This window comes from Vibrio rubrogenes, assembly GCF_059641415.1.
Map to the genome: position 1 here is coordinate 203,370 of NZ_JCARSY010000003.1, position 23,072 is coordinate 226,441.

At 46.1% G+C, this 23,072-nt stretch carries 21 protein-coding genes; 14 read left to right on the forward strand and 7 right to left on the reverse strand.

What is annotated here, in order from left to right:
* Positions 1-281: 281 nt before the first annotated feature.
* On the forward strand, positions 282-533 hold the full coding sequence (locus AC55NX_RS04285) for a DUF1127 domain-containing protein (RefSeq protein WP_496994608.1): 252 nt from the start codon (positions 282-284) through the stop codon (positions 531-533).
* Between the two features lie 101 nt (positions 534-634).
* On the opposite strand, the gene AC55NX_RS04290 is transcribed toward AC55NX_RS04285, so the two are convergent.
* Together AC55NX_RS04290 and mutH are read right to left on the reverse strand one after the other, a co-directional pair.
* Entirely contained in the window at positions 635-1,684 is a 1,050-nt protein-coding gene (locus AC55NX_RS04290) for an NADP(H)-dependent aldo-keto reductase (RefSeq protein ID WP_496994609.1), read from the reverse strand.
* 226 nt (positions 1,685-1,910) lie between these two features.
* Positions 1,911-2,576, reverse strand: a complete 666-nt coding sequence (mutH, locus tag AC55NX_RS04295) for a DNA mismatch repair endonuclease MutH (protein WP_496994610.1) — start codon at positions 2,574-2,576, stop codon at positions 1,911-1,913.
* Between the two features lie 628 nt (positions 2,577-3,204).
* Between mutH and rppH the strand changes: the two genes are divergently transcribed.
* Genes rppH through lgt form a run of 4 tightly spaced genes read left to right on the forward strand, consistent with a single transcriptional unit; the run spans position 3,205 to position 7,638 of the window.
* A complete protein-coding gene (gene rppH / locus AC55NX_RS04300) occupies positions 3,205-3,723 on the forward strand; it encodes an RNA pyrophosphohydrolase (protein ID WP_496994611.1) in 519 nt (172 codons plus the stop codon).
* 2 nt (positions 3,724-3,725) lie between these two features.
* On the forward strand, positions 3,726-5,972 hold the full coding sequence (ptsP, locus tag AC55NX_RS04305) for a phosphoenolpyruvate--protein phosphotransferase (protein ID WP_496994612.1): 2,247 nt from the start codon (positions 3,726-3,728) through the stop codon (positions 5,970-5,972).
* A gap of 19 nt (positions 5,973-5,991) precedes the next feature.
* The gene (locus AC55NX_RS04310; RefSeq protein ID WP_496994613.1) at positions 5,992-6,786 is read left to right on the forward strand and encodes a sulfite exporter TauE/SafE family protein; all 795 of its coding nucleotides are present in this window, start codon (positions 5,992-5,994) and stop codon (positions 6,784-6,786) included.
* Between the two features lie 48 nt (positions 6,787-6,834).
* A complete protein-coding gene (gene lgt / locus AC55NX_RS04315; protein ID WP_496994614.1) occupies positions 6,835-7,638 on the forward strand; it encodes a prolipoprotein diacylglyceryl transferase in 804 nt (267 codons plus the stop codon).
* A gap of 87 nt (positions 7,639-7,725) precedes the next feature.
* On the opposite strand, the gene AC55NX_RS04320 is transcribed toward lgt, so the two are convergent.
* On the reverse strand, positions 7,726-8,559 hold the full coding sequence (locus AC55NX_RS04320; RefSeq protein WP_496994615.1) for a thymidylate synthase: 834 nt from the start codon (positions 8,557-8,559) through the stop codon (positions 7,726-7,728).
* A 189-nt stretch (positions 8,560-8,748) separates the two neighbouring features.
* On the opposite strand from AC55NX_RS04320, the gene nhaR reads away from it, so the two are divergent.
* Both nhaR and AC55NX_RS04330 read left to right on the forward strand, forming a co-directional pair.
* Positions 8,749-9,639, forward strand: a complete 891-nt coding sequence (gene nhaR / locus AC55NX_RS04325; RefSeq protein ID WP_496994616.1) for a transcriptional activator NhaR — start codon at positions 8,749-8,751, stop codon at positions 9,637-9,639.
* A gap of 193 nt (positions 9,640-9,832) precedes the next feature.
* Positions 9,833-10,126 (forward strand): ArsR/SmtB family transcription factor, encoded by a 294-nt coding sequence (locus AC55NX_RS04330; protein ID WP_496994617.1) that lies wholly within the window; start codon positions 9,833-9,835, stop codon positions 10,124-10,126.
* A gap of 83 nt (positions 10,127-10,209) precedes the next feature.
* On the opposite strand, the gene rpsT is transcribed toward AC55NX_RS04330, so the two are convergent.
* Positions 10,210-10,470: a 30S ribosomal protein S20 gene (gene rpsT / locus AC55NX_RS04335; protein ID WP_077333182.1), complete on the reverse strand. Its 261-nt coding sequence runs from the start codon at positions 10,468-10,470 to the stop codon at positions 10,210-10,212.
* A gap of 493 nt (positions 10,471-10,963) precedes the next feature.
* Here rpsT and murJ point away from each other — a divergent pair, with 493 nt between their 5' ends.
* The 6 genes from murJ to ispH all read left to right on the forward strand — a co-directional run bounded on the left by murJ (position 10,964) and on the right by ispH (position 18,583).
* Positions 10,964-12,481: a murein biosynthesis integral membrane protein MurJ gene (gene murJ, locus AC55NX_RS04340; protein WP_370737066.1), complete on the forward strand. Its 1,518-nt coding sequence runs from the start codon at positions 10,964-10,966 to the stop codon at positions 12,479-12,481.
* Between the two features lie 179 nt (positions 12,482-12,660).
* Entirely contained in the window at positions 12,661-13,596 is a 936-nt protein-coding gene (ribF, locus tag AC55NX_RS04345) for a bifunctional riboflavin kinase/FAD synthetase (RefSeq protein WP_496994618.1), read from the forward strand.
* Between the two features lie 61 nt (positions 13,597-13,657).
* Complete coding sequence (gene ileS / locus AC55NX_RS04350) at positions 13,658-16,519, forward strand: isoleucine--tRNA ligase (RefSeq protein WP_496994619.1); 2,862 nt, start codon at positions 13,658-13,660, stop codon at positions 16,517-16,519.
* 22 nt (positions 16,520-16,541) lie between these two features.
* Positions 16,542-17,042, forward strand: a complete 501-nt coding sequence (gene lspA, locus AC55NX_RS04355; protein ID WP_077333174.1) for a signal peptidase II — start codon at positions 16,542-16,544, stop codon at positions 17,040-17,042.
* Positions 17,043-17,132: 90 nt separating this feature from the next.
* On the forward strand, positions 17,133-17,591 hold the full coding sequence (fkpB, locus tag AC55NX_RS04360) for an FKBP-type peptidyl-prolyl cis-trans isomerase (protein ID WP_496994620.1): 459 nt from the start codon (positions 17,133-17,135) through the stop codon (positions 17,589-17,591).
* A gap of 29 nt (positions 17,592-17,620) precedes the next feature.
* The gene (ispH, locus tag AC55NX_RS04365) at positions 17,621-18,583 is read left to right on the forward strand and encodes a 4-hydroxy-3-methylbut-2-enyl diphosphate reductase (RefSeq protein ID WP_496994621.1); all 963 of its coding nucleotides are present in this window, start codon (positions 17,621-17,623) and stop codon (positions 18,581-18,583) included.
* Between the two features lie 84 nt (positions 18,584-18,667).
* On the opposite strand, the gene AC55NX_RS04370 is transcribed toward ispH, so the two are convergent.
* Positions 18,668-20,155 carry a carbon starvation CstA family protein gene (locus tag AC55NX_RS04370; protein ID WP_496994622.1) on the reverse strand — a complete coding sequence of 496 codons (1,488 nt, stop codon included), beginning with the start codon at positions 20,153-20,155 and terminating at the stop codon, positions 18,668-18,670.
* A gap of 309 nt (positions 20,156-20,464) precedes the next feature.
* Between AC55NX_RS04370 and AC55NX_RS04375 the strand changes: the two genes are divergently transcribed.
* Entirely contained in the window at positions 20,465-20,791 is a 327-nt protein-coding gene (locus AC55NX_RS04375; RefSeq protein WP_496994623.1) for a DUF2799 domain-containing protein, read from the forward strand.
* 79 nt (positions 20,792-20,870) lie between these two features.
* On the opposite strand, the gene murQ is transcribed toward AC55NX_RS04375, so the two are convergent.
* Both murQ and AC55NX_RS04385 read right to left on the reverse strand, forming a co-directional pair.
* Positions 20,871-21,791 (reverse strand): N-acetylmuramic acid 6-phosphate etherase, encoded by a 921-nt coding sequence (gene murQ / locus AC55NX_RS04380; protein WP_496994624.1) that lies wholly within the window; start codon positions 21,789-21,791, stop codon positions 20,871-20,873.
* 20 nt (positions 21,792-21,811) lie between these two features.
* Entirely contained in the window at positions 21,812-22,930 is a 1,119-nt protein-coding gene (locus AC55NX_RS04385) for an anhydro-N-acetylmuramic acid kinase (RefSeq protein WP_496994625.1), read from the reverse strand.
* Positions 22,931-23,072 lie beyond the last annotated feature (142 nt).

A 23,072-nucleotide genomic window follows, 5' to 3' on the forward strand; every position in this document is an offset into this window, starting at 1 on the left:
TGGATTGTAATGACTAAAAGGAGATACGCTATGAAATCTATGCTTTGTATTATTTCTGTTTGTGTCTCTTCATCTCATTCTGCTTTTCATTTTCAGGCAAGCGCCATTACTGGCATGTCACGACAAATGAAACGAGATATTTTTAGTTAATCAATCCGTAACCTTTTTATTAGGCTGCGGGAATGTAGCAGCTTAATAAGTCAAAGAATTCAATTCTCTTTTCTGTATTCTGTTAAGTGTAGCTAGGTTTCCTTCAGCCGATCTCTCAAGGAGATACTGCTATGCGTCATTCATTTTATTTATCACTTGCAGCATGGCTCGTTCGAGCCGATTTACGTCGTGAAGAACGGGTATGGAGAGCAAAAGTACGTCGGAGTGCTTACGATATTCCGTGGGATAATCCTTATCTATTGCGTGATATCGGTCTGGAAGCAGATGGTCGCCTGATTGGTCGTTCAATCAATGAAGAGCAGCGTGTGACTCGTCGTATGCATCTGCTCAGGCAGTTTATATCATTGCGAATACCGACATAACTAAAACAGGCCAAAAGGGCGTTTCAATCCTTTTGGCCTGCGACTCACTTAGCCCTGGAATAGCTTTCGATGAAGCTTAGGGCTGTCAAGATCAGTAAACATTACGGACAAGGGTTGGAGTAGGTCGTGGCAATATCATTGATTTTGCCAATGAGCTCATCCGACAATGTGATATCAATACTATCAATGTTACTTTTTAATTGGGCTAACGTCGTCGCACCGATGATGTTAGAACCGACAAAAGAGCGCTGGTTCACGAAAGCCAGCGCCATTTGCGCCGGATCGAGTTGATAATCCCGGGCCAGTTGAACATAAGCTTCGGTTGCTTTGATTCCCTGAGGTGTGAAGTAGCGTTTAAAACGTTCGAAACGTGTACAGCGTGCTCCTTCCGGTTTGGCACCATCGAGATATTTCCCGCTGAGAATGCCAAATGCAAGTGGGGAGTAAGCCAGTAGTTTCACCCCTTCAAAATGACTGATTTCTGAAAGGCCGATCTCAAAGCTACGATTCAGCAGATTATATGGATTCTGAATCGTGACAATACGAGGTAAATCATGTTTTTCGGCTAATCGGAGATAGGTCATCACGCCCCAAGGTGTTTCGTTGGAAACACCGATATAGCGAATCTTTCCAGCCCGAACGAGATCGGTCATGGCTTCAAGTGTTTCAATCAGTGTCACTTCTTCTTTTTCAGGCAGTTCGGGATAGTTGAGTGTGCCGAAACAGTTGGTCTGGCGCTGTGGCCAATGGAGTTGGTACAAATCGATATAATCGGTTTTTAACCGCGCGAGACTATCGTCAATGGCTTGATGAATATTACGGTGATCCAGTGCCATATTTTCCCGGATCTGAAGTGGGTTTCTTGGTCCCGCGTTTACAGGACCGGCAACTTTGGTTGCCAGTACGATCTTTTCTCTTTTGCCTGATTTTTCAAGCCAGTGGCCGATAAATTCTTCTGTTTTTCCCTGCGTTTCCGGAGAAGGAGGGATCGGATAGACTTCTGCCGTATCGATAAAATTCACGCCTCGTTCGAGGGCGTAGTCAAGTTGGCTGCAAGCATCATCACATGTATTTTGTTGACCGAAGGTCATGGTACCAAGGCAGATTTTACTGACTTCTAATGTTGAGTGAGGCAGCTTTGTATAATGCATATGACTTCCTTTCTTGTTAGAGAACCAATTATCCAGCGGATCCGACTGCATATCTTCATTAGGTTTGAGCGTGGGTATATATGCTTCCCCTTTCACTATAAGCGAAGTACCTACTGAAAAGGAAATAGAAATTGATGGTGAAGGAGCGATGACAAATGATTGCTCCGCACTGAATGTATCAAGCTAGAACGGTGTTGGTACGGGGGCGTTATGAGTGATGCCGTGTTTATATAAAGTGATGCGCGAGGATCTGCGCGGTAAATTGAGTCCGCAGATAAAAACCCCGAGGACGTGTACGGATTATTTTCCCGTGATAACCATAAGCTTCTGTTTGAACTCGACCATTGGCTGCTTTGGGACGCAATTGCAAGATCTCACCGTGTCTGGCGGTTACTTGCTCGATCTGACCTAACACAATGAACTCCATGAGCTCTTCCCAGTCATTTTTGAGTTGTGCCTCTTGCTCCGGTGAAGGGCTCCATAACAGAGGTGTCCCGACTTTTCTGTCCGAAACGGGGATATCTCTTTCTCCTTCAACGGGGATCCAGAGGACTCGCGACAGTTTGTTTCTGACATGACTGTTTTCCCACGTCAAACCATGAACGCCCGTTAATGGCGCCACGGAGACAAATGTGGTTTCGAGTGGCTTGCCCGCATAGCTGATAGGAATACTTTTCAGCTCAATTCCCAGTTTTTCAAAATCCTGTTGCGGTTTGCTTCCGGCGGTTGCACCCAAGTGCCATTCGAGAAGTTGTCCGACCCAGCCTTTATCTTTTTTCAGATCCAAAGGGACTTTCATCCGGGCAATCTCCGCAAGTTCAGTAAAACTGAATCCGGCTATTTCCCAAGCTCTTTCAAGTAATTCACTTTCTGTTTTTGGTTCTGGTCTCATAAGATCTTTCGGATATTAGTGGTAGAAGAGCAACAGTTTAGGATGTAATGAGCACTAGTTTAACAGATGAAATGAGAGGCCGTCATGGTTTGTCTGAAAGAGCGGAACCTTGATGATTTCCTCAGCTTATCCACAGGATAGTTGTATCTGACGATGCATCGCGTCATGATATGGATGGATATACAGGCTTTATTCTGTGGTTTGTGTTACTTTTTCAGCGAAATCGCGGTTGTTGTGTGGATAAAAATGGTGATGGTTGATCTTTGTTCAATGTGACAATGAGATTGATCCTTGTGAATCAAATTGGGATCGTAAGCGTTATAATTGTTTATTTAATCTATTGATAAATAACAATTAGTTGAACTGGTTTACTTGCTGCTGAAAGGTTTGTTGCGAGAAGAGAATCAAAAAATTGTGAGTAATCTATCACTTTTTCACATAGTTACTCACAGAAAAGGTGAATAAGATCAGCTAAATTTGTCATCTTGTGTTAATAAGTTACTTGTCTGAGGTGGTATACCCAATTTTGTCCATTGAGTATTTTTGTTTTTATTGTCAATGGATATTTGCTACATCTGGGGATCTATGAAAAAATCAGGAGAAGTTAAATTTTATTAGAGGTTTGCCAGTGATAGATGGCGATGGTTATCGGCTGAATGTCGGTATTGTAATCTGCAACAACCATGGTCAGGTATTCTGGGCGAAACGATACGGACAACACTCTTGGCAGTTCCCTCAGGGCGGCATTGATCATGGTGAAACGCCAGAGCAAGCAATGTTCAGAGAGTTATACGAAGAGGTTGGTTTAACAAAAACGGATGTGAAGGTCATTAGTTCCAGTCGTCATTGGTTGAAGTATAAACTTCCCAAACGATTGGTGCGCTGGGATTCTCAACCGGTCTGTATTGGACAAAAACAGAAATGGTTTCTTCTGCGTTTAGAGTGTCATGAGTCTAAAATCAACATGCAGCGTGGAGTAACCCCTGAATTTGATGGTTGGCGTTGGGTGAGTTATTGGTATCCGGTAAGGCAGGTTGTTTCATTTAAACGCGATGTTTATCGGCGAGCAATGAAAGAGTTTGCCTCGATCGCGATGCCATTTAAAGCACGGAAAGTAAAAAGCAAACGGAAAGGAAAAAGAGGATAAACATGCTCTCTCAGCTTCGGGACATCATGGAACAGGTTTCAAAAGTTGAAGATGTTCATCAGGCCTTTGATATTCTGGTGAAAAAAACCTGTGAGGCCATGAATACCGAATGCTGCACAATTTATCTCGCCAATGAAGAAAAACTACGCCTTGAACTGATTGCGACTCAAGGATTGAAATTTAAAGGCAATAAAATTCATATCGGTTTTGATGAGGGCTTGGTTGGGTTAGTCAAACGTTCAGCTGAACCGATCAATCTGGCCGAAGCCTCCAAACACCCAAATTTCAAATATTTCAAACAACTCGGTGAAGAAGTGTACCAAAGCTTTCTAGGTGCACCGATTATTTACCGTAAACAAGTGCTGGGTGTGTTGGTTATCCAGCAACGTTCTCCCCGTCTGTTTAGTGAAATCGAAGAATCGTTTATTGTGACACTCTCGGCCCAGTTGGCCGTTCTGGTTGCACATGCGCAGTCTCAGGGGTTATGGTCACTTGCAAAGCAACAGTCGGTTGTGCGCGGTATTGGGGTATCTCCGGGGGTTGCGATTGGTGAGTTCTGGTGGGATAACTCTCAGCCGGAGCTAGAAAATGTTTTGCCGGCATCGACGCTTGACGTTAAGAAAGAACAGGAATGGTTATCCAGAGCAGTTGAAAAGGCACTGAGTGATTTTCGGCGAATGCGTAAGAAGCTGGATGGCGACATTCACAAAGAAACGCTGGCTATTTTCGATTTATTTACCCACTTACTCAATGATCCAATGTTACGTAAGGATCTGAAAGAACAGATCCTGAAAGGTGATCGAGCGGATTGGGCCTTGCGTCAGGTGGTTGAAGCATATGTCGAACGCTTTTCCCAAATGTCGGATGTTTACCTGCGAGAAAGAGCCCAGGACATCAGAGAGCTCGGGCAGCGAATGCTGTACTTTTTGTACAACAGTGAACTGGAAGAATTGGTTCTGGAAAAGCCGATCATTCTTGTCGTCAGAGAGTTAACCGCTTCAATTCTGGCCAGTATTCCCAAAGATAAACTTTTGGCTGTTGTCTCGTTCGAAGGCGCTGCCAACTCCCATGCCGCAATTCTATCCCGAGCCTTGGGGATCCCTGCCATCATGGGGGTTTCGTTAAATTTCAAAGAAATTAATAGTCAATTAGCTATTGTCGATGGTTACAGTGGCTTCATTCATATTTCACCGGATTCCGAAGTTCTGGCCGAATACCAAGAGCTGATGGAAGAAGAAGGTGAACTATCGGAAATGGTTAATCAAAGCCTTGCCGAGAAAGCGATCACGCGCGATGGGTATCCGGTCAATATCTTGCTGAATGCAGGCCTGAATACCGAGAACAATACTGCAGTCAATCAAGGGGTGGATGGTGTCGGTTTGTACCGGACTGAAATCTCGTTCTTATTACAGAACCGTTTTCCTTCTGAAGAAGAGCAAATCCAACTTTATCGTCAAATACTATGTGCGCATCCCGATAAAATGGTTGTGATGAGAACATTAGATATCGGTGGTGATAAGCCTTTACCTTATCTACCAATAGAAGAAGATAATCCATTTCTCGGCTGGCGAGGTATCCGTTTCACGCTTGATCATCCGGATATTTTTCTGATTCAGCTCCGGGCAATGCTCAAAGCCAGTATCGAGACGGGGAATTTGGGCATTCTGTTACCGATGATTTCCGGAATGAGAGAACTTGATGATGCGCTTACTTTTATTGATCAAGCATTTACTGAAGTCTCGGCTGTGGATAAACGGGTGAAAAAGCCTTCAATCGGGATTATGCTCGAAGTGCCATCCATGATTTACCTTTTACCCCGAATGGCCGACCGGGTTGACTTTATCTCGGTTGGAACAAACGATCTGACGCAATATTTATTAGCAGTTGATCGGAACAATGCCCGAGTTGCCGATGTCTATGAATCCATGCATCCGTCAGTTTTGATGGCGTTAAAACATATTTCTGATGTCTGTTGTCAGCATCAGATTCATGTCTGTGTGTGTGGCGAACTTGCCGGAGACCCGATAGGGGCGTTGCTTCTGATTGGGATGGGATATCAGACATTGAGTATGAATACGGCGAATGTCGCGAAAGTGAAATACCTCATCCGTCATTCAGAAATAAAAACGCTGAAAAAACTTGCCTCGCAAGCGCTGATGCAAACTTATGGTCATGATATTTATAGTATGATGCGAACTTATTTTGAAGAGTTCGGTTTTGCCGGTTTTATCCGAGCCGGTAAACATTAAGTTAACCTGAGGAATGAGCGTGACCATCACTTTTGTCTTGCTGTTAATCGTGTTAGGTGCTTTTGTCGGCGTTATGGCCGGGTTGTTAGGCATTGGCGGTGGCTTAATTATTGTTCCGGCCCTGTTACTTTTATTTCCCCATATTGGCGTTACACCTGATATCGCGATGCAAGTGGCTTTGGCAACCTCTCTCGCCTGTATCATTCTGACTTCAGGCTCTTCGGCATTGAATCATTTACGCTATGGCAATATTGATTTATTAGCTGTGAAGTGGCTGACACCCGGAATTATTGCCGGTGGGTTGATGGGGGCGACTCTTGCTGACTGGATGCCGAGCGAATATCTGCCCAAAGTGTTTGGGGTGATTGTTTTTTTCCTGGCAATACAGATGTTTCTCTCAATTCGCCAGCAGACGGCGAAGCCGATGCCGGGGCTGGGGGCAATGATCCTGAGTGGGAGTTTAATTGGCATGATTGCCAGCTTAGCTGGTATTGGTGGAGGGGCACTATCGGTGCCTTATCTCAACAAACATGGCATAGAAATGCGTAAGGCTGTTGGCACATCGTCACTTTGCGGCTGTGTGATTGCATTATCTGGCATGATGGGATTTATTTGGCACGGTTTTTCGCTCCAAAGCCTGCCTGAGTTTAGTCTGGGATACGTTTATTTACCCGCTTTGCTGTTTATTTCCTGTTCGTCGATGTTTACGACAAAAGTGGGAGCCAAGTTAGCGACCGAACTACCGACATCGGTGTTGAAAAAGGTGTTTGCTGTGTTTCTGATGTTTGTATCCGTTCATATGTTGCTGCGCTGAGCGCGGTATGTCATAAACCGTTGTATATTGAATAAAGAGTAAAGATTTATGTCTCAGGAATTCTTGCAGTTTCCGAATATTGATCCTGTCTTAGTCTCCATCGGGCCGCTTTCCATTCGTTGGTATGGTGTGATGTATCTGCTTGGGTTTCTTTTTGCAACTTGGCTTGCGAACCGAAGAGCTGATAAGGAAGGAAGCGGATGGACGAGAGAACAGGTTTCTGACCTTTTGTTTGCCGGATTTGTCGGTGTGGTGATTGGCGGACGTGTGGGATATGTCCTGTTTTATGGGTTCGAATATTTTCTGGCCGACCCGCTATATCTGTTTAAAGTCTGGACTGGCGGAATGTCCTTTCATGGCGGTTTACTCGGTGTGATCACGGCTATGTTCTGGTATGCCAAACGCAATCATCGCCAGTTTTTTGCAGTGGCCGACTTCGTTGCACCACTGGTTCCCTTTGGACTTGCGTTGGGACGTTTAGGGAATTTTATGAACGGCGAATTATGGGGACGAGTGACCCATGTACCTTGGGCCATGGTATTTCCGGGAGCAGGGCCGTTGCCGCGTCATCCTTCTCAGCTGTATGAATTCTTTTTGGAAGGGGTACTTCTATTTATCATTCTCAACCTCTTTATTCGTCAGCCTCGTCCTGCCGGTTCAGTTGCCGGACTCTTTCTTATCGGTTATGGCGCCTGTCGTATCTTTGTTGAGTATTTCAGAGAGCCGGATGCACAGCTAGGATTGTTTGCCGGATTCATTTCAATGGGGCAGATTCTTTCTTTACCGATGATTTTGGCTGGTGTTCTGCTGATGTTTTGGGCTTATCGTCGTCGTTCCGATTCACCAGAGTAATCGAGTTAGCTTGCGGATAAGGAAGGATTCTGCACGTGGTGTCTAAAGCTCCCCCGACCAATTACCGTTGAGCGGGGGAATCGAGAGTTATATTGCGACCGGCGCTTTAATTGATGGATGTGGATCATAGCCAACGATTTCGAAGTCCTCAAAACGGTAGTCATAAATCGATTCGGGGTGGCGCACAATCCGTAATTCCGGCAATTGCCGTGGTTCCCGGGTCAGCTGGGTTTTAATTTGTTCCATATGATTTGAGTATGCGTGTAAATCCCCAAAGCTGACCACAATTTCATGCGGTGTCAGTTGGCATTGTTGTGCAAGCATATGGGTGAGCAACGCCAGTGAGGCAATGTTATAAGGTAACCCGAGGAAGCTATCTGAACTACGAATGTATAATTGTGCAGAGAGCTTACCGTTTGAAACATAAAACTGATATAGCAAATGGCAGGGAGGAAGTGCCATTTTTCCGTTCCGGGCATTCTCTTGAGGTGCCATTGACTCGTCAGGTAAATACTCAACATTCCAGCCGTGGAATAGAATACGGCGACTGTTGGGATTATTTTTTAAAGCATCCACGACATAATCGATCTGATTGATACTTTCACCTGATTGCGTTGGCCATGCGGTCCACTGCTGACCATAAATCGGTCCTAAGTCACCATTTTCCGTCGCCCATTCATCCCAGATCGAGACACCATTCTCTTTGAGCCAAGAGGTATTGGTGTCCCCACTCAGGAACCAAATCAGTTCGTTCGCGATACTTTTGAAATGGAGTTTCTTGGTTGTAATGAGAGGAAAACCTTCTTGGAGGTTGTGACGAATTTGACGGCCAAACACAGAAAGTGTACCCGTGCCGGTGCGATCGCCTTTGACATCACCGTTTTCCAGAATATCTTCCAATAATGCAATGTACTGCTTCATAACTTGCCTATTCATGAATTTTTTATCAGTTTAATGAATTTCCCAGAGACTTGTAAGGGGCAGTATTGAAGATATTTTTATATTCGGATATATCGATTCTATATATTGAAAACTTCGGTTATTTCGATCATGCTGATGATAGAATACGCTGTACGGGTATGAATTGAATCTGACAGATGGTCTGGGTATATGTCTCATTTGAATTACAATCACTTATATTATTTCTGGATGGTTTGTAAACAAGGTTCGGTCACCAAGGCCGCTCAAGCCTTATTTCTGACACCGCAAACGGTGACCGGGCAAATTAAAGCGCTGGAAGCTCGTATGGACGGCCAGTTGATGAAACGCGCAGGGCGGCGTGTCGAGCCTACAGAGTTAGGACAATTGGTTTATAAATACGCTGATCGTATGTATGGCTTGAGTTATGAGATGCTCGACATTGTCAACTATAGTCAGCGGGCAAACTTACTACTAGATGTGGGGGTCGCCGATGCTATTTCCAAACAGATCGTCAGTAAGATTTTGTCGTGTGCCGTTCCCGAAGATGAACATATTCATTTACGTTGTTTTGAATCGACACATGAGTTGCTCTTTGAGCAACTTTCGCAGCATAAACTGGATATGATTCTGTCTGATTGTCCGGTTGATTCGGCCCGTAGCCCCGGTTTGTTTAGTAAAAAGCTGGGCGAAAATCAGATGTGCTTTTTCTCCTATACCGAACCTCAAGCGAGTTCACTCATCGAATGCTTGTCAGATGGAAAAATACTGATTCCGGGGAGTCGCACTGCTATGGGAAGAAGTGCGATGCAATGGTTTGATAGTCAGGGGATTCAACCTAATATCATGGGCGAGTTTGATGATGTTGCGCTGATGAAAGCCTTTGCCAGAGAACATCGAGAGGCTATTTTTTTAGCGCCGTCTCTCTATACGGAAGCCGGGAATGGCGATTTGCCGATGCATCTGATCGATCGAATCGATGACTTAAAGGAAGAGTATTACGTTATCTTTGCCGAGCGGATGATCCAGCACCCGGCCGTGAAACGTATATGCAGTGAAGATTTCAGTTATTTATCAGTATAATCGGTTCTTTTTCATGGGTAATTGCTTTAATATCTAGCACTTACTTATTATCAGGTAAAAGTTTTGTGATGCCGTCGAGAAAATAATAATGATGAATCGCGGTGGATGAACAGCAAGTAAAATGATTTTGTAAGGCTGCAAGGTTGTAGTCGCTATATGTATGAAATGAACCTGTCCATAAAGGGAGCCTTTCGTGAATCTTCAGGAAATGGAACAAAAATCAGCCAAAGCCGTTGTATTACTCAAAGCCATGGCAAATGAGAGACGTCTTCAGATATTGTGTTTACTGTTAGCGCAAGAATTTTCAGTAGGTGAGTTGTGTGCGAAACTTGAGTTGAGTCAGTCTGCATTATCGCAACATCTGGCGTTATTACGTCGGGAGAAATTGGTTGCGACGCGGAAAGAGGCGCAAACGGTTTACTATTCGATCAGCAGTCATGAGGTAAAAGAAATGATTGAATTGCTATATCGTCTCTATTGTTCATAAAACTAGCCGCTGATTGGTATCAAGGAAAATAAAAAAACCGACATTATGTCGGTTTTTTATTTTTGTATGAAGCAATTAATGCATTACAGCGCTTTGATTGCAGCAACAAAACGAGCTTTATGACGAGCTGCTTTATTCTTGTGGATCAGGCCTTTTGTTGCCATACGGTCAAGAATAGGTGTTGCTTCAGCTAGTGCAGCAGTTGCAGCTTCTTTGTCGCCTGCTTTGATAGCAGCGACAGTTTTCTTCATATAAGTGCGCATCATTGAGCGGCGGCTCGCGTTGTGTTGACGATTTTTTTCCGCCTGAATAGCGCGCTTCTTAGCAGATTTACTATTTGCCAAGGGTCTACTCCCAAAAACTTTAGTTCAGTGACATTTTAAGGGCGGGAACTATCCCTTATTTGCCTAAAAATGTCAATTCATTTGTGCAAAAACACAACGAACCAAAACATTTTTGGTATCGTTGGACATTCGCGGTTAAGATGGCGGGGATTCTAACAGCATTCTTTTTTGAATGCTAATACTTAATCTGCACTTTCAACGGTATCTTTTTTGTGTTTATCCGTCTTTCAACGAGCATGATGCCGGATGGTCCAGTTCGAATAGCCAGACCAATTATTGACACAACTATGATTTGAAAAGCAACGCATTCTACGTTAAAAAACTGCACACAGGCAGAAAGTATTCTCAGCACGCCGATACAGTCCGCGCGATGCTTATGATCCTGCTATATCAATCAATAAAGTCGCCGGGATTCTCTCGGATGTGATTTGACATATTAATAGAGGTTACGGTGAGTCAACGTCTTCTCAGGTCTGGTCTGATTGTCAGTACCATGACACTGCTATCGCGCGTTTTAGGATTATTCCGGGATATTGTGGTTGCGAATCTTATGGGAGCCGGTGCGAGTGCCGATGTGTTTTTCTTTGCCAATAAGATCCCTAACTTTTTACGTCGTTTATTTGCGGAGGGCGCTTTTTCTCAGGCTTTTGTTCCGGTTCTGACCGAATACCACGCTCAGGGCGATATGGACAAAACACGGCTGCTCATTGCCCGGGCTTCGGGGACGCTCGGTGTGCTTGTTTCGATCGTCACATTGTTTGGGATTTTGGGCTCCAGTGTCGTGACGGCAGTTTTCGGTGCCGGGTGGTTCCTTGATTGGTTGCATGGCGGGCCGTCGGCCGCAAAGTTTGAGTTGGCCAGCTTACTGCTTAAAATCACGTTCCCTTATTTATGGTTTATTACTTTTGTTGCGTTGTCTGGCGCAATTTTAAATACACTGGGTAAATTTGCGGTTTCTTCATTTACTCCGGTATTTCTGAACGTGATGATTATCGGTTCCGCACTACTGATTGCACCTCGTCTGACGCAGCCAGAGATTGGTTTAGCTTTTGGTGTATTTCTCGGCGGATTGGTTCAGTTTCTGTTTCAGTTACCTTTCTTGATTAAGGCCGGTGTATTTGTCTGGCCGAAATGGGGATGGAATGATCCCGGGGTTAAAAAAATCAGGACGTTGATGATTCCGGCTCTGTTCGGTGTTTCTGTCAGTCAAATCAACTTACTGTTCGATACATTTATTGCCAGCTTTTTGCAAACCGGGTCGATTAGTTGGCTGTATTATTCGGATCGTCTGTTAGAGTTTCCTCTCGGGTTATTCGGTATCGCAATCGCCACCGTGATTTTGCCGGCTCTATCAAGAAAACATGTTGATGCTGAACCGATCGGGTTTGCTAATACGATGGATTGGGGGGTGCGGATGGTGTGCCTGCTGGGAATCCCTGCCACGCTCGGCTTAATCGTATTGGCTCAACCGATGATTATGGTCTTATTTATGCGCGGTGAATTTACTTTAGCCGACGTGCAGCAAGCGGCTCTTTCGTTACAGGCTTATGCTTCCGGTCTGCTCTGTTTTATGCTGATCAAAGTATTAGCGCCGGGGTATTACTCTCGCCAAGATACTAAAACACCTGTCAAATATGGGATTGTGGCGATGGTCACTAATATGTTTTTTAATGCGGTGTTTGCTTGGTTTTTCGGTTATGTTGGTCTGGCAATGGCGACGGCATTGTCGGCATTTATTAATATGGCTTTGTTATACCGGGGGCTGCATTTAGCCTCTGTGTATCAGATGCAGCGTTCGACCATGATATTTATTGGCCGTATTTTTATCGCTAGTTTCATCATGAGCCTATGTCTTGCTTTTGGGTCAGATCACCTTGCGGCTTGGGCTGAGTGGGGAACACTAAAACGATCCCTCATGTTGGTAGGGTTGATCGTGTCCGGTGCCTGTGTTTATGGGGGAGCCAGCTTAATCAGTGGGATTCGGTTGAAAGATATCCGAGTGATCCAATAGGCTGTAGCGTCCCGTTTTTATATTGAGGAAAGTCGCTCTTCTAACAGGGCTATCACATCACTAAAGCAGGATGTGGAACGTATTTGTTGGCTTGATTGACTTTCTTCTCCTGAGCTGAGGTTATATAATCCGTCGGTTTCATCACCAGAGAATTGAATCATAGGTTTTAAACGTCCGATATGGAATTAATCCGGGGTATTCATAATATACGCACTCAACATCATGGTTGTGCACTGACGATCGGGAATTTTGATGGTGTCCACCTCGGGCATCAGCAAGTGCTGCGGTTAGTGTCGGAGCGGGCCCGAGTGTTGGGGGTTCCATCAATGGTGATGACGTTTGAACCACAGCCGCTGGAGCTGTTTAACCCGAATCATGCACCAGCTCGGCTGACACGCCTTCGGGATAAATTTGTTCAGTTGAGCCGACTCGACATTGAGCGTCTGCTTTGTGTTAATTTTGACCATCAATTTGCCCAGTTAGATGCAGAAACCTTTATTCATGACTTGTTGGTCAAGCACTTGGGTGTTAAGTTTCTTGTCATTGGTGATGATTTCTGTTTCGGTCGGCAACGTCGTGGCAATTTTACGATGTTACAACAAGCCGGTAAGACCTTCGGGTTTGATGTGGTCAGCACGCAAAGTTTTTGTGTCGATCGCCAGCGGGTTAGCAGCACTGCAATCCGTGAAGCACTCGCGCGAGATGATCTGGTTGCTGCGAAAGAGATGCTTGGGCGTCATTACAGTATCAGTGGCCGGGTATCTCATGGCAGAAAGTTAGGGCGAACCATTGGTTTCCCAACCGCAAACATTCCGCTGAAACGGTGTGTTTCCCCGGTTTCCGGGGTGTATGCAGTCCGGGTTTCTGGCCTGGGTAATTCGCCAATCGACGGTGTCGCAAATATTGGCAACCGGCCGACGGTCAATGGCGTTCGTCAGCAACTGGAAGTTCATTTATTTGACTTTCAGGGCAATATTTACGGTAAACAGCTAGAAGTCGCACTTTTACATAAACTTCGTGGGGAGCATAAATTTGAATCCTTCGAAGCGTTGAAACAACAAATAGAATTGGATGCTGAAGCGGCAAGGGTGTGGTTGCTTCAGTATGAGGGTTAGCCGGGACAGACTCGGCTGACATAATGTCTAACTTCGCCCAGTATAACGGAATTAAGAATCGATGAGTGAATATAAAGATACCCTGAATTTACCTGAAACAGGGTTTCCAATGCGTGGCAATCTGGCGCAACGCGAGCCGGATATGCTGAAACGTTGGTATCAAGAGGACCTTTACGGCGCGATCCGTAAAGCTAAAAAAGGCAAAAAATCTTTCGTATTACATGATGGCCCTCCTTACGCCAACGGTGATATTCATATTGGTCACGCTCTGAATAAGATTCTTAAAGACATTATTGTTAAATCCAAAACACTTTCAGGTTTTGACTCACCTTACATTCCGGGGTGGGACTGTCACGGATTGCCGATTGAGTTGATGGTTGAAAAGAAATTCGGTAAACCGGGACAGAAATTAACGGCTGCTGAGTTTCGTGAAAAATGTCGTGAGTATGCTGCCGGTCAAGTTGAAGGACAGAAAGAAAGCTTTAAACGTCTGGGCATTCTTGGTGAATGGGATAAACCTTATCTCACAATGGATTTTGCCACTGAAGCGAACATTATCCGGGCGTTGGGGAAAATTGCTGATAATGGTCACCTGCTTAAAGGCTTTAAGCCGGTTCACTGGTGTACCGATTGTGGCAGTGCCCTTGCTGAAGCAGAAGTTGAATATAAAGACAAAGTCTCACCGTCGATTGATGTTCGCTTCAAAGCGGCTGATGTCCCTGCGTTATTATCTAAATTTACGTTAAATCAAGGTCATGAAGGCCACGGTGATGTCTCTATCGTGATCTGGACGACCACCCCATGGACCTTGCCGGCAAACCGAGCGGTCTGTTTACGTGATGATCTGGAATATGTGTTAATTCAGCTTGAAGCTGATGAAGCAACAGGGCGTCAGGCGGAGCGGATTATTGTTGCTTCCGAGCTGGCAAAAGACGTGATGGATCGCGCGGGGATTGAGCATTTCCATAATCTTGGATTTGCCACCGGTGCTGATTTAGAGCTAACCCGTTATCATCATCCTTTCTATGATTTCACTATCCCGGCTGTGCTGGGGGATCACGTCACAACTGATTCAGGAACCGGGGTTGTCCATACCGCTCCGGGGCATGGTCAGGAAGACTTTGTAGTCGGTCAGAAATATCAACTGGAAGTTGCCAATCCGGTCGGTTCAAACGGTGTTTATCTGCCGGATACAGAATTGTTTGCCGGTCAGCATGTCTTTAAAGCCAACGATTCAGTGATTGAAGTGCTGAAAGAGAAGGGCGCTTTATTACATCATCATGCTTATGAACATAGCTATCCGCATTGCTGGCGTCATAAGACCCCGATTATTTTCCGTGCAACACCGCAGTGGTTTGTGTCGATGGATCAGGCGGGTCTGCGTCACAAGGCGCTGGAAGCAATCAAAGGTATCAAGTGGATGCCGGATTGGGGCGAAGGTCGTATTCAAAGCATGGTTGAAGGTCGTCCGGAATGGTGTATTTCCCGCCAGAGAACCTGGGGCGTACCGATTGCACTGTTTGTGCATAAAGAGACCTCTGAATTACATCCGAATTCTGCTGCGTTGATTGAGCAGGTTGCCCAACGGGTTGAGCAGAAAGGGATTCAGGCATGGTGGGATCTCGATATCGCCGAACTGCTGGGTGATGAAGCCGAGCAGTACGAAAAAGTATTGGATACGCTGGATGTCTGGTTTGATTCCGGTGTGACTCACTATTCAGTGGTCGATTCCCGTGAAGAGTTCCACGGTGCAGAAGCTGATATGTACTTGGAAGGCTCTGATCAACACCGTGGCTGGTTCCAGTCTTCTCTGATTTCATCGATTGCGATGAAAGATAAAGCGCCATACCGAGAAGTGCTGACACATGGTTTCACGGTGGATGGACAAGGTCGTAAGATGTCCAAATCGATCGGCAATACCATCGCTCCGAAAGATGTCGTCAATAAATTGGGTGCGGATATTTTACGCTTGTGGGTTGCTTCCACGGACTATACCGGTGAAGTGGCTGTTTCTGATGAGATTCTGAAGCGCTCTGCAGATGCGTATCGTCGGATTCGTAATACTTCCCGTTTCTTCTTGGCCAACCTGAACGGTTTTAATCCGGCAACAGATATTGTGCCGATGGAAGAGATGGTCGCATTGGATCGTTGGGCTGTCGCTCGCGCGCTCGCGACCCAAAAAGAAATTATCAAGGCTTATGACGGTTATAACACACATGCGGTTGTCCAGCGTTTGATGCATTTCTGCTCGATTGAAATGGGGTCGTTCTATCTCGATGTGATTAAAGACCGCCAGTACACTGCGAAATGTGGCGGACATGCGCAAAGAAGTTGTCAAACGGCACTGTTCTATATTGTGGAAGCCTTGGTTCGCTGGATGGCTCCGATTATGTCATTCACCGCTGATGAAATCTGGCGTGAAATGCCAGCACTGCAAGCGAACGGCGCAGCGCGTAATCCTTTTGTCTTTGCTGAAGAGTGGTATGAAGGGTTGTTCGATTTACAAGATGGCGAGCCTTTAGACAATGCATTCTGGGACAGTATTCAAGAAGTGCGTGGTGTTGTGAATAAGCTGTTGGAAACCGCCCGTAGTGAGAAAATCATCGGTGGTTCGCTGCAAGCTGAGGTGACACTGTATGTTGATGGTGAATTGGCAGATAAACTGAATCGGCTTGGAGATGAACTTCGTTTTGTGCTGTTGACTTCGAAAGCGGTTGTTCAACCGACTTCGCAGAAGACCGAACAAGCGCAGAGTACCGAGATTGATGGCCTGTTTGTTAGGGTTGTAGCGACTGATGCTGAGAAGTGTGAACGTTGCTGGCACCACACCGATGATGTCGGTACGATTGCCGGACATGAACATATTTGTGGTCGCTGTGTCTCGAATGTCGAAGGTGCCGGCGAAATCCGCAAATTTGCATAATCAGTAGGCTGACGGAATCAATATGACAGAATTGACACTTAAGCGTTCAGGAATCCGCTGGTTATGGCTGGCGGTTGTGGTTTTCGCACTTGATATTGTTATCAAGCTGGTTGTCATGAATCATATGGATTATGGATGGCAACACCGCATTGAGGTGCTGCCGTTTTTTAATCTGTTGTACGTTCATAATTATGGTGCTGCATTTAGTTTTCTCAGCGATCAAACCGGGTGGCAGCGTTGGTTATTCACCGGTATTGCATTGCTTGTGGTACTGTTACTGATGTACTGGATGCGTCGCCAACCTGCATCCGAACGATGGACAAACAGTGCTTATGCAATGATTATTGGCGGCGCTGTTGGTAATGTCTTTGATCGTATCGCGCACGGATTCGTGGTCGATTACCTCGATTTTTACTGGGGAGGACATCACTGGCCAGCTTTCAATCTGGCTGACAGTGCCATCTGTATTGGGGCGGTGATGCTGATTTTGGATGGTTTCCGTCGTAAAGATGAGCCAAAATAGTTGATCCGGATTCATTGAATGAATCTCCCTAAGCGCTGTCTGCTCAACCGGATAGCGCTTTTTGCATCAAGGCTGGAGAAAGTAAGTCACATGACAAATACAAGCGAAAAACAATTGATCCAAGCAGGGACTGCCGTCACTTTCCATTTTACCATTCAACTGAAAGACGGCTCTGTTGCTGATAGTACGCATCAGGTGGGAAAACCCGCGAAGCTGATCATCGGAGATGGCAGTTTAAGTGACAATTTTGAGCAATGTCTGCTCGGGCTACAGGCTGGTGATCAACGTACGATTGAGCTCAAAGCAGCAGATGCATTCGGTTTACCTAATCCGGATAACATTCACCATATGGATCGAACCAAGTTTGCCGGAGAAACTGAGCTTGAGGTCGGTGTGATTATGGCATTTAGTGGCCCGGACGGGATGGAGATTCCCGGCATCGTGACTGCAATTGAAGGGGAATCGGTGACAGTTGATTTTAATCACCCGTTGGCCGGTCAGGATGTGACTTTTGATGTTGAAATTTTAGCCGTTGAATCGGGTGAATAACGACGGATGTCGTGAATTGAGTAAAAACCATGAGCAATGACATGAAAATATTACTAGCAAATCCACGTGGCTTTTGTGCCGGTGTTGATCGAGCCATCAGTATTGTCGAGCGGGCTTTGGAAATGTATCAGCCTCCGATCTATGTTCGTCATGAAGTCGTCCATAATCGATTTGTGGTTGAAGACTTGAAACAGCGTGGCGCTATTTTCGTTGAAGAGTTGAACGAAGTTCCGGACAATCATATTGTGATATTTTCTGCGCATGGTGTCTCTCAGGCCGTCAGAAATGAAGCTAAATCCAGATCATTGACGGTGTTTGACGCGACTTGCCCGTTGGTGACGAAAGTTCATATGGAAGTTGCCAGAGCCAGCAGAAAACATATGGAAGTCGTGTTAATTGGTCATGCCGGACACCCGGAAGTTGAAGGGACGATGGGGCAATATGCCAGCCAGAGCGGTGGTATGTATTTGGTTGAAAAACCGGAAGATGTGGTCAAGCTGAAAGCTCTCGTCAAACATCCGGAGCATCTTCATTATGTCAGTCAGACGACGCTTTCAGTGGATGAAACGGCGGATGTGATTGATGAACTCCGGCGCGTTTTTCCTGAAATTCAAGGGCCTCGCAAAGATGACATCTGCTATGCCACGCAGAATCGGCAGGATGCGGTGCGGATCCTTGCTCAACAAGTGGATGTGATGATTGTAGTCGGTTCTAAAAATTCGTCGAATTCAACCCGGCTGAAAGAGTTAGCCGAAAAACTGGGCACGGCTGCATTTCTTACCGATACGCCGGAAGATATTAATCCACAGTGGTTATCCGATGTCCGCCTTGTCGGGGTGACGGCCGGGGCTTCGGCACCGGAAGCGCTGGTGAATCAGATTCTTGAGCGAATTAAAGCATTAGGCGCGGTCTCAGTAGAAGAAGTATTGGGACGAGAAGAAAATATGTTTTTCGAAGTTCCGAAAGAGTTGCAAATTAAGATGGTAGACTGACCATTATTCTTTTTCCGATGATCGTATCAGGGCTCCCTAAGGGAGCCCTTTTTACATCAAGCACTGTTCATCAACAATGTGAGGTTAAGCGGTTTTGGTCTGCTCATCCGATACTTTTTTCGCATTTGAAAGTGCTGCATTATCATGGCCTTTTGTCACCTTGAGCACGTAGGCAAGCATCGCGATAGAAACGAGGAAGCCGAGAATTGTTGAAATTTGCATCGGTAAGCCAAACCCAAGGGTACTGCTATTGAGAATAAAGCTGACACAAACCGTCGTCATAAACAGTGCCGGGACGGTGGTGATCCAGTGGAATTTTTGGTGGCGCAGAAGGTAAGCAGAAGCGGTCCAAAGCATCACAACTGCGGTGGTTTGGTTCGCAAAACCAAAGTAACGCCAGATAATACCGAAATCAACCTGAGTCAGAATTCCACCGACAACAAAGAGTGGCATCGCCATGAGTAATCGGCTGCGCAGGGTTTTCTGCTCAATATTAAAATACTCCGCTAGGATTAGACGACTGGAGCGGAAAGCTGTATCACCGGAAGTGATTGGCAGAATGACGACACCAAGGAAAGCCAGAATGCCACCGAATACGCCCAGTAGCCCGAATGAAGCGCTGTAGACCACATTACCCGGACCACCTTGAGCGATGGCTCCAGAAAGACCGTCCAGTGAACCGAAGTAAGACAAGGCAATCGTACACCAGATTAAAGCAATCACCCCTTCGCCAATCATGGCACCAAAGAATACGAAACGACCATTTCTTTCATTTTCCATACAGCGCGCCATCAAAGGGGATTGCGTGGCATGAAACCCTGAGATTGCGCCACAAGCAATAGTGATGAAGAGTGCCGGCCACAGCGGCATGTCGTTTGGATTGAGGTTACTGAACAGATCCTGAATGGCAAAGCCACCCATGATGGTATGTTTGTCGGAGAGTATGAGTGCGGTGATCAGACCGACAGACATGAAAATGAGCAGTGCTCCGAATAATGGATATAGACGTCCGATAATTTTATCGACTGGAACGATCGTGGCCAAAATGTAGTAAGCAAAAATGACGATGACCATCAGACCTGTTCCCATATGCAGTGAAAGCTGTTCATTCACCAAGTTGGTAATCATACCTGCAGGTGCAGAAACAAACACAACCCCAACGAGCAGTAAGAGAATAATCGCAAAGGCATTCATGAAATGTTTCGCGCCGTTGCCAAGGTATTTGCCGCTGATGTTCGGTACTGAGGAGCCCCCATTTCTGACGGAGAGCATCCCGGAGAAATAATCATGTACGGCACCGGCAAAAATACAGCCAACGACAATCCATAATAGTGCCGCCGGGCCGTATAGCGCCCCCATAATTGGCCCGAAGATAGGGCCGACACCGGCAATGTTCAGTAACTGAACAAGGTAGACTTTTGGTGTTGATATCGGGACATAATCAACCCCATCCCTCTGACTGTAGGCCGGAGTCTGGCGTTTCTCATTAATACCAAATATTTTTTCAACAATGGTACCGTAAATAAAGTAACCGCCGATTAAAGCGATCAGGGAGACGAAGAACCACAACATATTATTTTCCTTCTGTTTGCGGACAGAGATGTTCTATCAATAGACTAGTCTGACCAGCGGCGTTATGCATGAGAAAGTCAGCTAAGTGGTTCTATGAAGAATTAAGTGGTCTTCTGTCTGCAGGAAGTGGTTTTCATTTTAATTATCGATAGGATGGTCAATGAATATATTTCTGTTTAATAATGATGTGCTGTGAGGAAAAAACATCGCTGTTTGGTGTTTTGTGTCGAAAGCGTATATGGTTGAAGTTACATAAGTTTAAAACAAGGTGTTGATGTCGTGATAAATTTTCCTAATTGGCTCGCTGGAATGGTAATTTCTTTGCTGTTGTTAGGGTGTTCTGCGTCGGAGCAATCACTTGCCACACAAGGGGATTGGTATCAAATCGGTTATCGTGATGGGATTGCAGGACATCAACAGCGTTCCTATCAAGCGCTTAATAAGCTGGGGGCTGTCCAACTGGCTGATTATGATGAGGGATATGATGATGGCGTTACCCAGTATTGTAATCCAGATTTTGCTTATCAAATCGGCTTGTCCGGTCAATACTATGATGGGGTTTGTGCCGGAACGCCAGCGGGAAATCAGTTCCGTATGGAGTGGCAACGAGGTTGGGATCAATATACCAGTCACTGAGCGATGAGCTGTAGTGTCTGTCTCTCAGCGACATGGTATTGCAACAACAACAGGCCAAACGAGTAAACATGCTGGTTCTTTAAGAGGATGGCTGGATTGCCTTGCGTAAAAAACCTTCCGATTGTGAGAGTTTATCGAGTGCCTCTTGATAACTCATATCGGTCAGCGCCATCAGAATCGCGACTTTGGCATTATTCTGGCTCTGCGCCAGTAACTGTTCCGCCCGTGTTTTTTCACAGTCCGTAGCTTGCATCACGATCCTAACGGCCCGGGCTTCCAGCTTTTTATTGGTCGCCTGCACATCAACCATCAGGTTCTGATAGCTTTTGCCTAAGCGGATCATGCTCGCGGTTGTCAGCATATTCAGTATCAGCTTTTGTGCCGTACCGGATTTCAGTCGGGTTGAACCGGTTAATGCTTCCGGACCCACCAGCGGTGAGATGGCAATCTGTGCAATGGCTGCGATTTTGGAGTCCGGATTACAGGAGACGGCTACGGTCGTGGCACCGATTTGGTTGGCATATTCCAGCCCGCCAATCACATAGGGGGTTCGGCCACTGGCTGCAATACCGACTACAACATCCTGCCGATCCAGCTTAATGTTTTGGAGATCATCGCTTGCCGCGCTCGGTGAGTCCTCACTACCTTCCTGTGCTTTAAACATCGCTTCTTTTCCCCCGGCGATCAAACCGATCACCATCTGATCTGACACACTGAAAGTGGGGGGACATTCTGAGGCGTCCAGCACCCCCAGACGGCCACTGGTACCGGCACCGATATAAATCAACCGCCCTTTATTTTTAAATGCCGTGGTAATGGCATCGACCGCAGTTGCGATTTGAGGAATGACTTTTTCTACCGCAAAAGGCACGGTCTTATCCTGTTGGTTGAGCCGTTCAAGAATGGCTTCTGTGGACAACAAATCGATATCCATAGTTTCCGGATTCCGTCCTTCAGAAACCAACTGAGACAGTGCAGATAATAAAGCATCATTCGTCATAAGCTTTTACTCTTCTGATTTTATCGGGTTGTGTAAATGACGCCCAGTGACACGGCTTTCGTCGCGCCGGTGACTTCAGGAACGTTGCTCGGGAGTTCGTGTATGCGCTGATGGGCCAGCCAGGCAAATGCCATCGCTTCCATATAATCGTTGTCAACGCCTTGCTCCGATGTGCTACTGACCTGCCAGCCTTTCAACAGGGTTTGCAACTCCTGCATCAATAATGGATTGTTGGCGCCACCACCACAAACAAACAGTCGGGGCTGAAGGCCGCTGGCATATAAACAGCTTTGATCGGCAATGGTTTCTGCGGTCAGCCGACACAGGGTTCTTTGCACATTTTCGGGAGCGATGTGACGGTTCAGTAATCTGATTTTCGACTGAACCCAATCGAGATTGAAGTATTCTCTGCCAGTACTTTTGGGGGCGTGTGCTGAAAAATAGTTATCCCGCTTCATCAGTTCCAGCAACGGTGCATCAATGTGCCCGCTGCAGGCCATCTGTGCATCCTGATCGTATTTTTCTTGTGTATGATATTGGCACCAGGCATCCATCAGGATATTTCCCGGGCCGGTATCATATCCCAAAAGCGGCTGTTCCGGTCTGATCACTGAAATATTGGCAATGCCACCAATATTAAGTACGACCAGAGTCGCATCATCATGCGGAAATACTTCCCGGTGAAAAGCAGGCACGAGTGGGGCACCTTGCCCCCCCAACGCCATGTCTTTACGACGAAAGTCCGCCACGGTATCAATACCCGTTTTCGTTGCGATAATATGAGCATCGCCGAGTTGCATTGTAAAGGGCGTGTCCCCTGCCGGATGGTGATAGACCGTCTGTCCATGACATCCGATTGCTCGGATATTCTCCGCCCGGTAGCCGCTTTGTGCCAACAGTGCATTGACGGCATCAGCAAACAAATGCCCAAGACGATGATCGAGCCTGCCAATTGCCGGAAGATGCGTCGGCTGACCGGTACAGATATCCAGAATGTTCTGTTTTATTGATTCAGGCATGGGGTACATCGCGGATGAGAGCAACTGAATATTGTGGTCATCGATCTCAATCAGAGCAACATCAACACCGTCCAGACTCGTGCCGGACATCACGCCAATATACAATTCTTTCTGAGCCATTATCGCTCCCTGCTGGTGGACATCTCTGCATTGTAATTGATTTTTGTCGCAGCACCACTGTGCTGGCAAATCTTTGCTTATTGTTCTTTTTTATCCGCTCCTCAGCGAGTTAACCACTTGCAGAGCAGAGATATCTGTCTTA

Coding starts and splice junctions, on each gene's coding strand:
- AC55NX_RS04285 (WP_496994608.1), top strand. CDS start 282: ATGCGTCATTCATTTTATTTATCACTTGCAGCATGGCTCGTTCGAGCC.
- AC55NX_RS04290 (WP_496994609.1), bottom strand. CDS start 1,684: ATGCATTATACAAAGCTGCCTCACTCAACATTAGAAGTCAGTAAAATC.
- mutH (WP_496994610.1), bottom strand. CDS start 2,576: ATGAGACCAGAACCAAAAACAGAAAGTGAATTACTTGAAAGAGCTTGG.
- ptsP (WP_496994612.1), top strand. CDS start 3,726: ATGCTCTCTCAGCTTCGGGACATCATGGAACAGGTTTCAAAAGTTGAA.
- lgt (WP_496994614.1), top strand. CDS start 6,835: ATGTCTCAGGAATTCTTGCAGTTTCCGAATATTGATCCTGTCTTAGTC.
- AC55NX_RS04320 (WP_496994615.1), bottom strand. CDS start 8,559: ATGAAGCAGTACATTGCATTATTGGAAGATATTCTGGAAAACGGTGAT.
- nhaR (WP_496994616.1), top strand. CDS start 8,749: ATGTCTCATTTGAATTACAATCACTTATATTATTTCTGGATGGTTTGT.
- murJ (WP_370737066.1), top strand. CDS start 10,964: ATGACACTGCTATCGCGCGTTTTAGGATTATTCCGGGATATTGTGGTT.
- ribF (WP_496994618.1), top strand. CDS start 12,661: ATGGAATTAATCCGGGGTATTCATAATATACGCACTCAACATCATGGT.
- ileS (WP_496994619.1), top strand. CDS start 13,658: ATGAGTGAATATAAAGATACCCTGAATTTACCTGAAACAGGGTTTCCA.
- lspA (WP_077333174.1), top strand. CDS start 16,542: ATGACAGAATTGACACTTAAGCGTTCAGGAATCCGCTGGTTATGGCTG.
- fkpB (WP_496994620.1), top strand. CDS start 17,133: ATGACAAATACAAGCGAAAAACAATTGATCCAAGCAGGGACTGCCGTC.
- ispH (WP_496994621.1), top strand. CDS start 17,621: ATGAGCAATGACATGAAAATATTACTAGCAAATCCACGTGGCTTTTGT.
- AC55NX_RS04370 (WP_496994622.1), bottom strand. CDS start 20,155: ATGTTGTGGTTCTTCGTCTCCCTGATCGCTTTAATCGGCGGTTACTTT.
- AC55NX_RS04375 (WP_496994623.1), top strand. CDS start 20,465: ATGGTAATTTCTTTGCTGTTGTTAGGGTGTTCTGCGTCGGAGCAATCA.
- murQ (WP_496994624.1), bottom strand. CDS start 21,791: ATGACGAATGATGCTTTATTATCTGCACTGTCTCAGTTGGTTTCTGAA.
- AC55NX_RS04385 (WP_496994625.1), bottom strand. CDS start 22,930: ATGGCTCAGAAAGAATTGTATATTGGCGTGATGTCCGGCACGAGTCTG.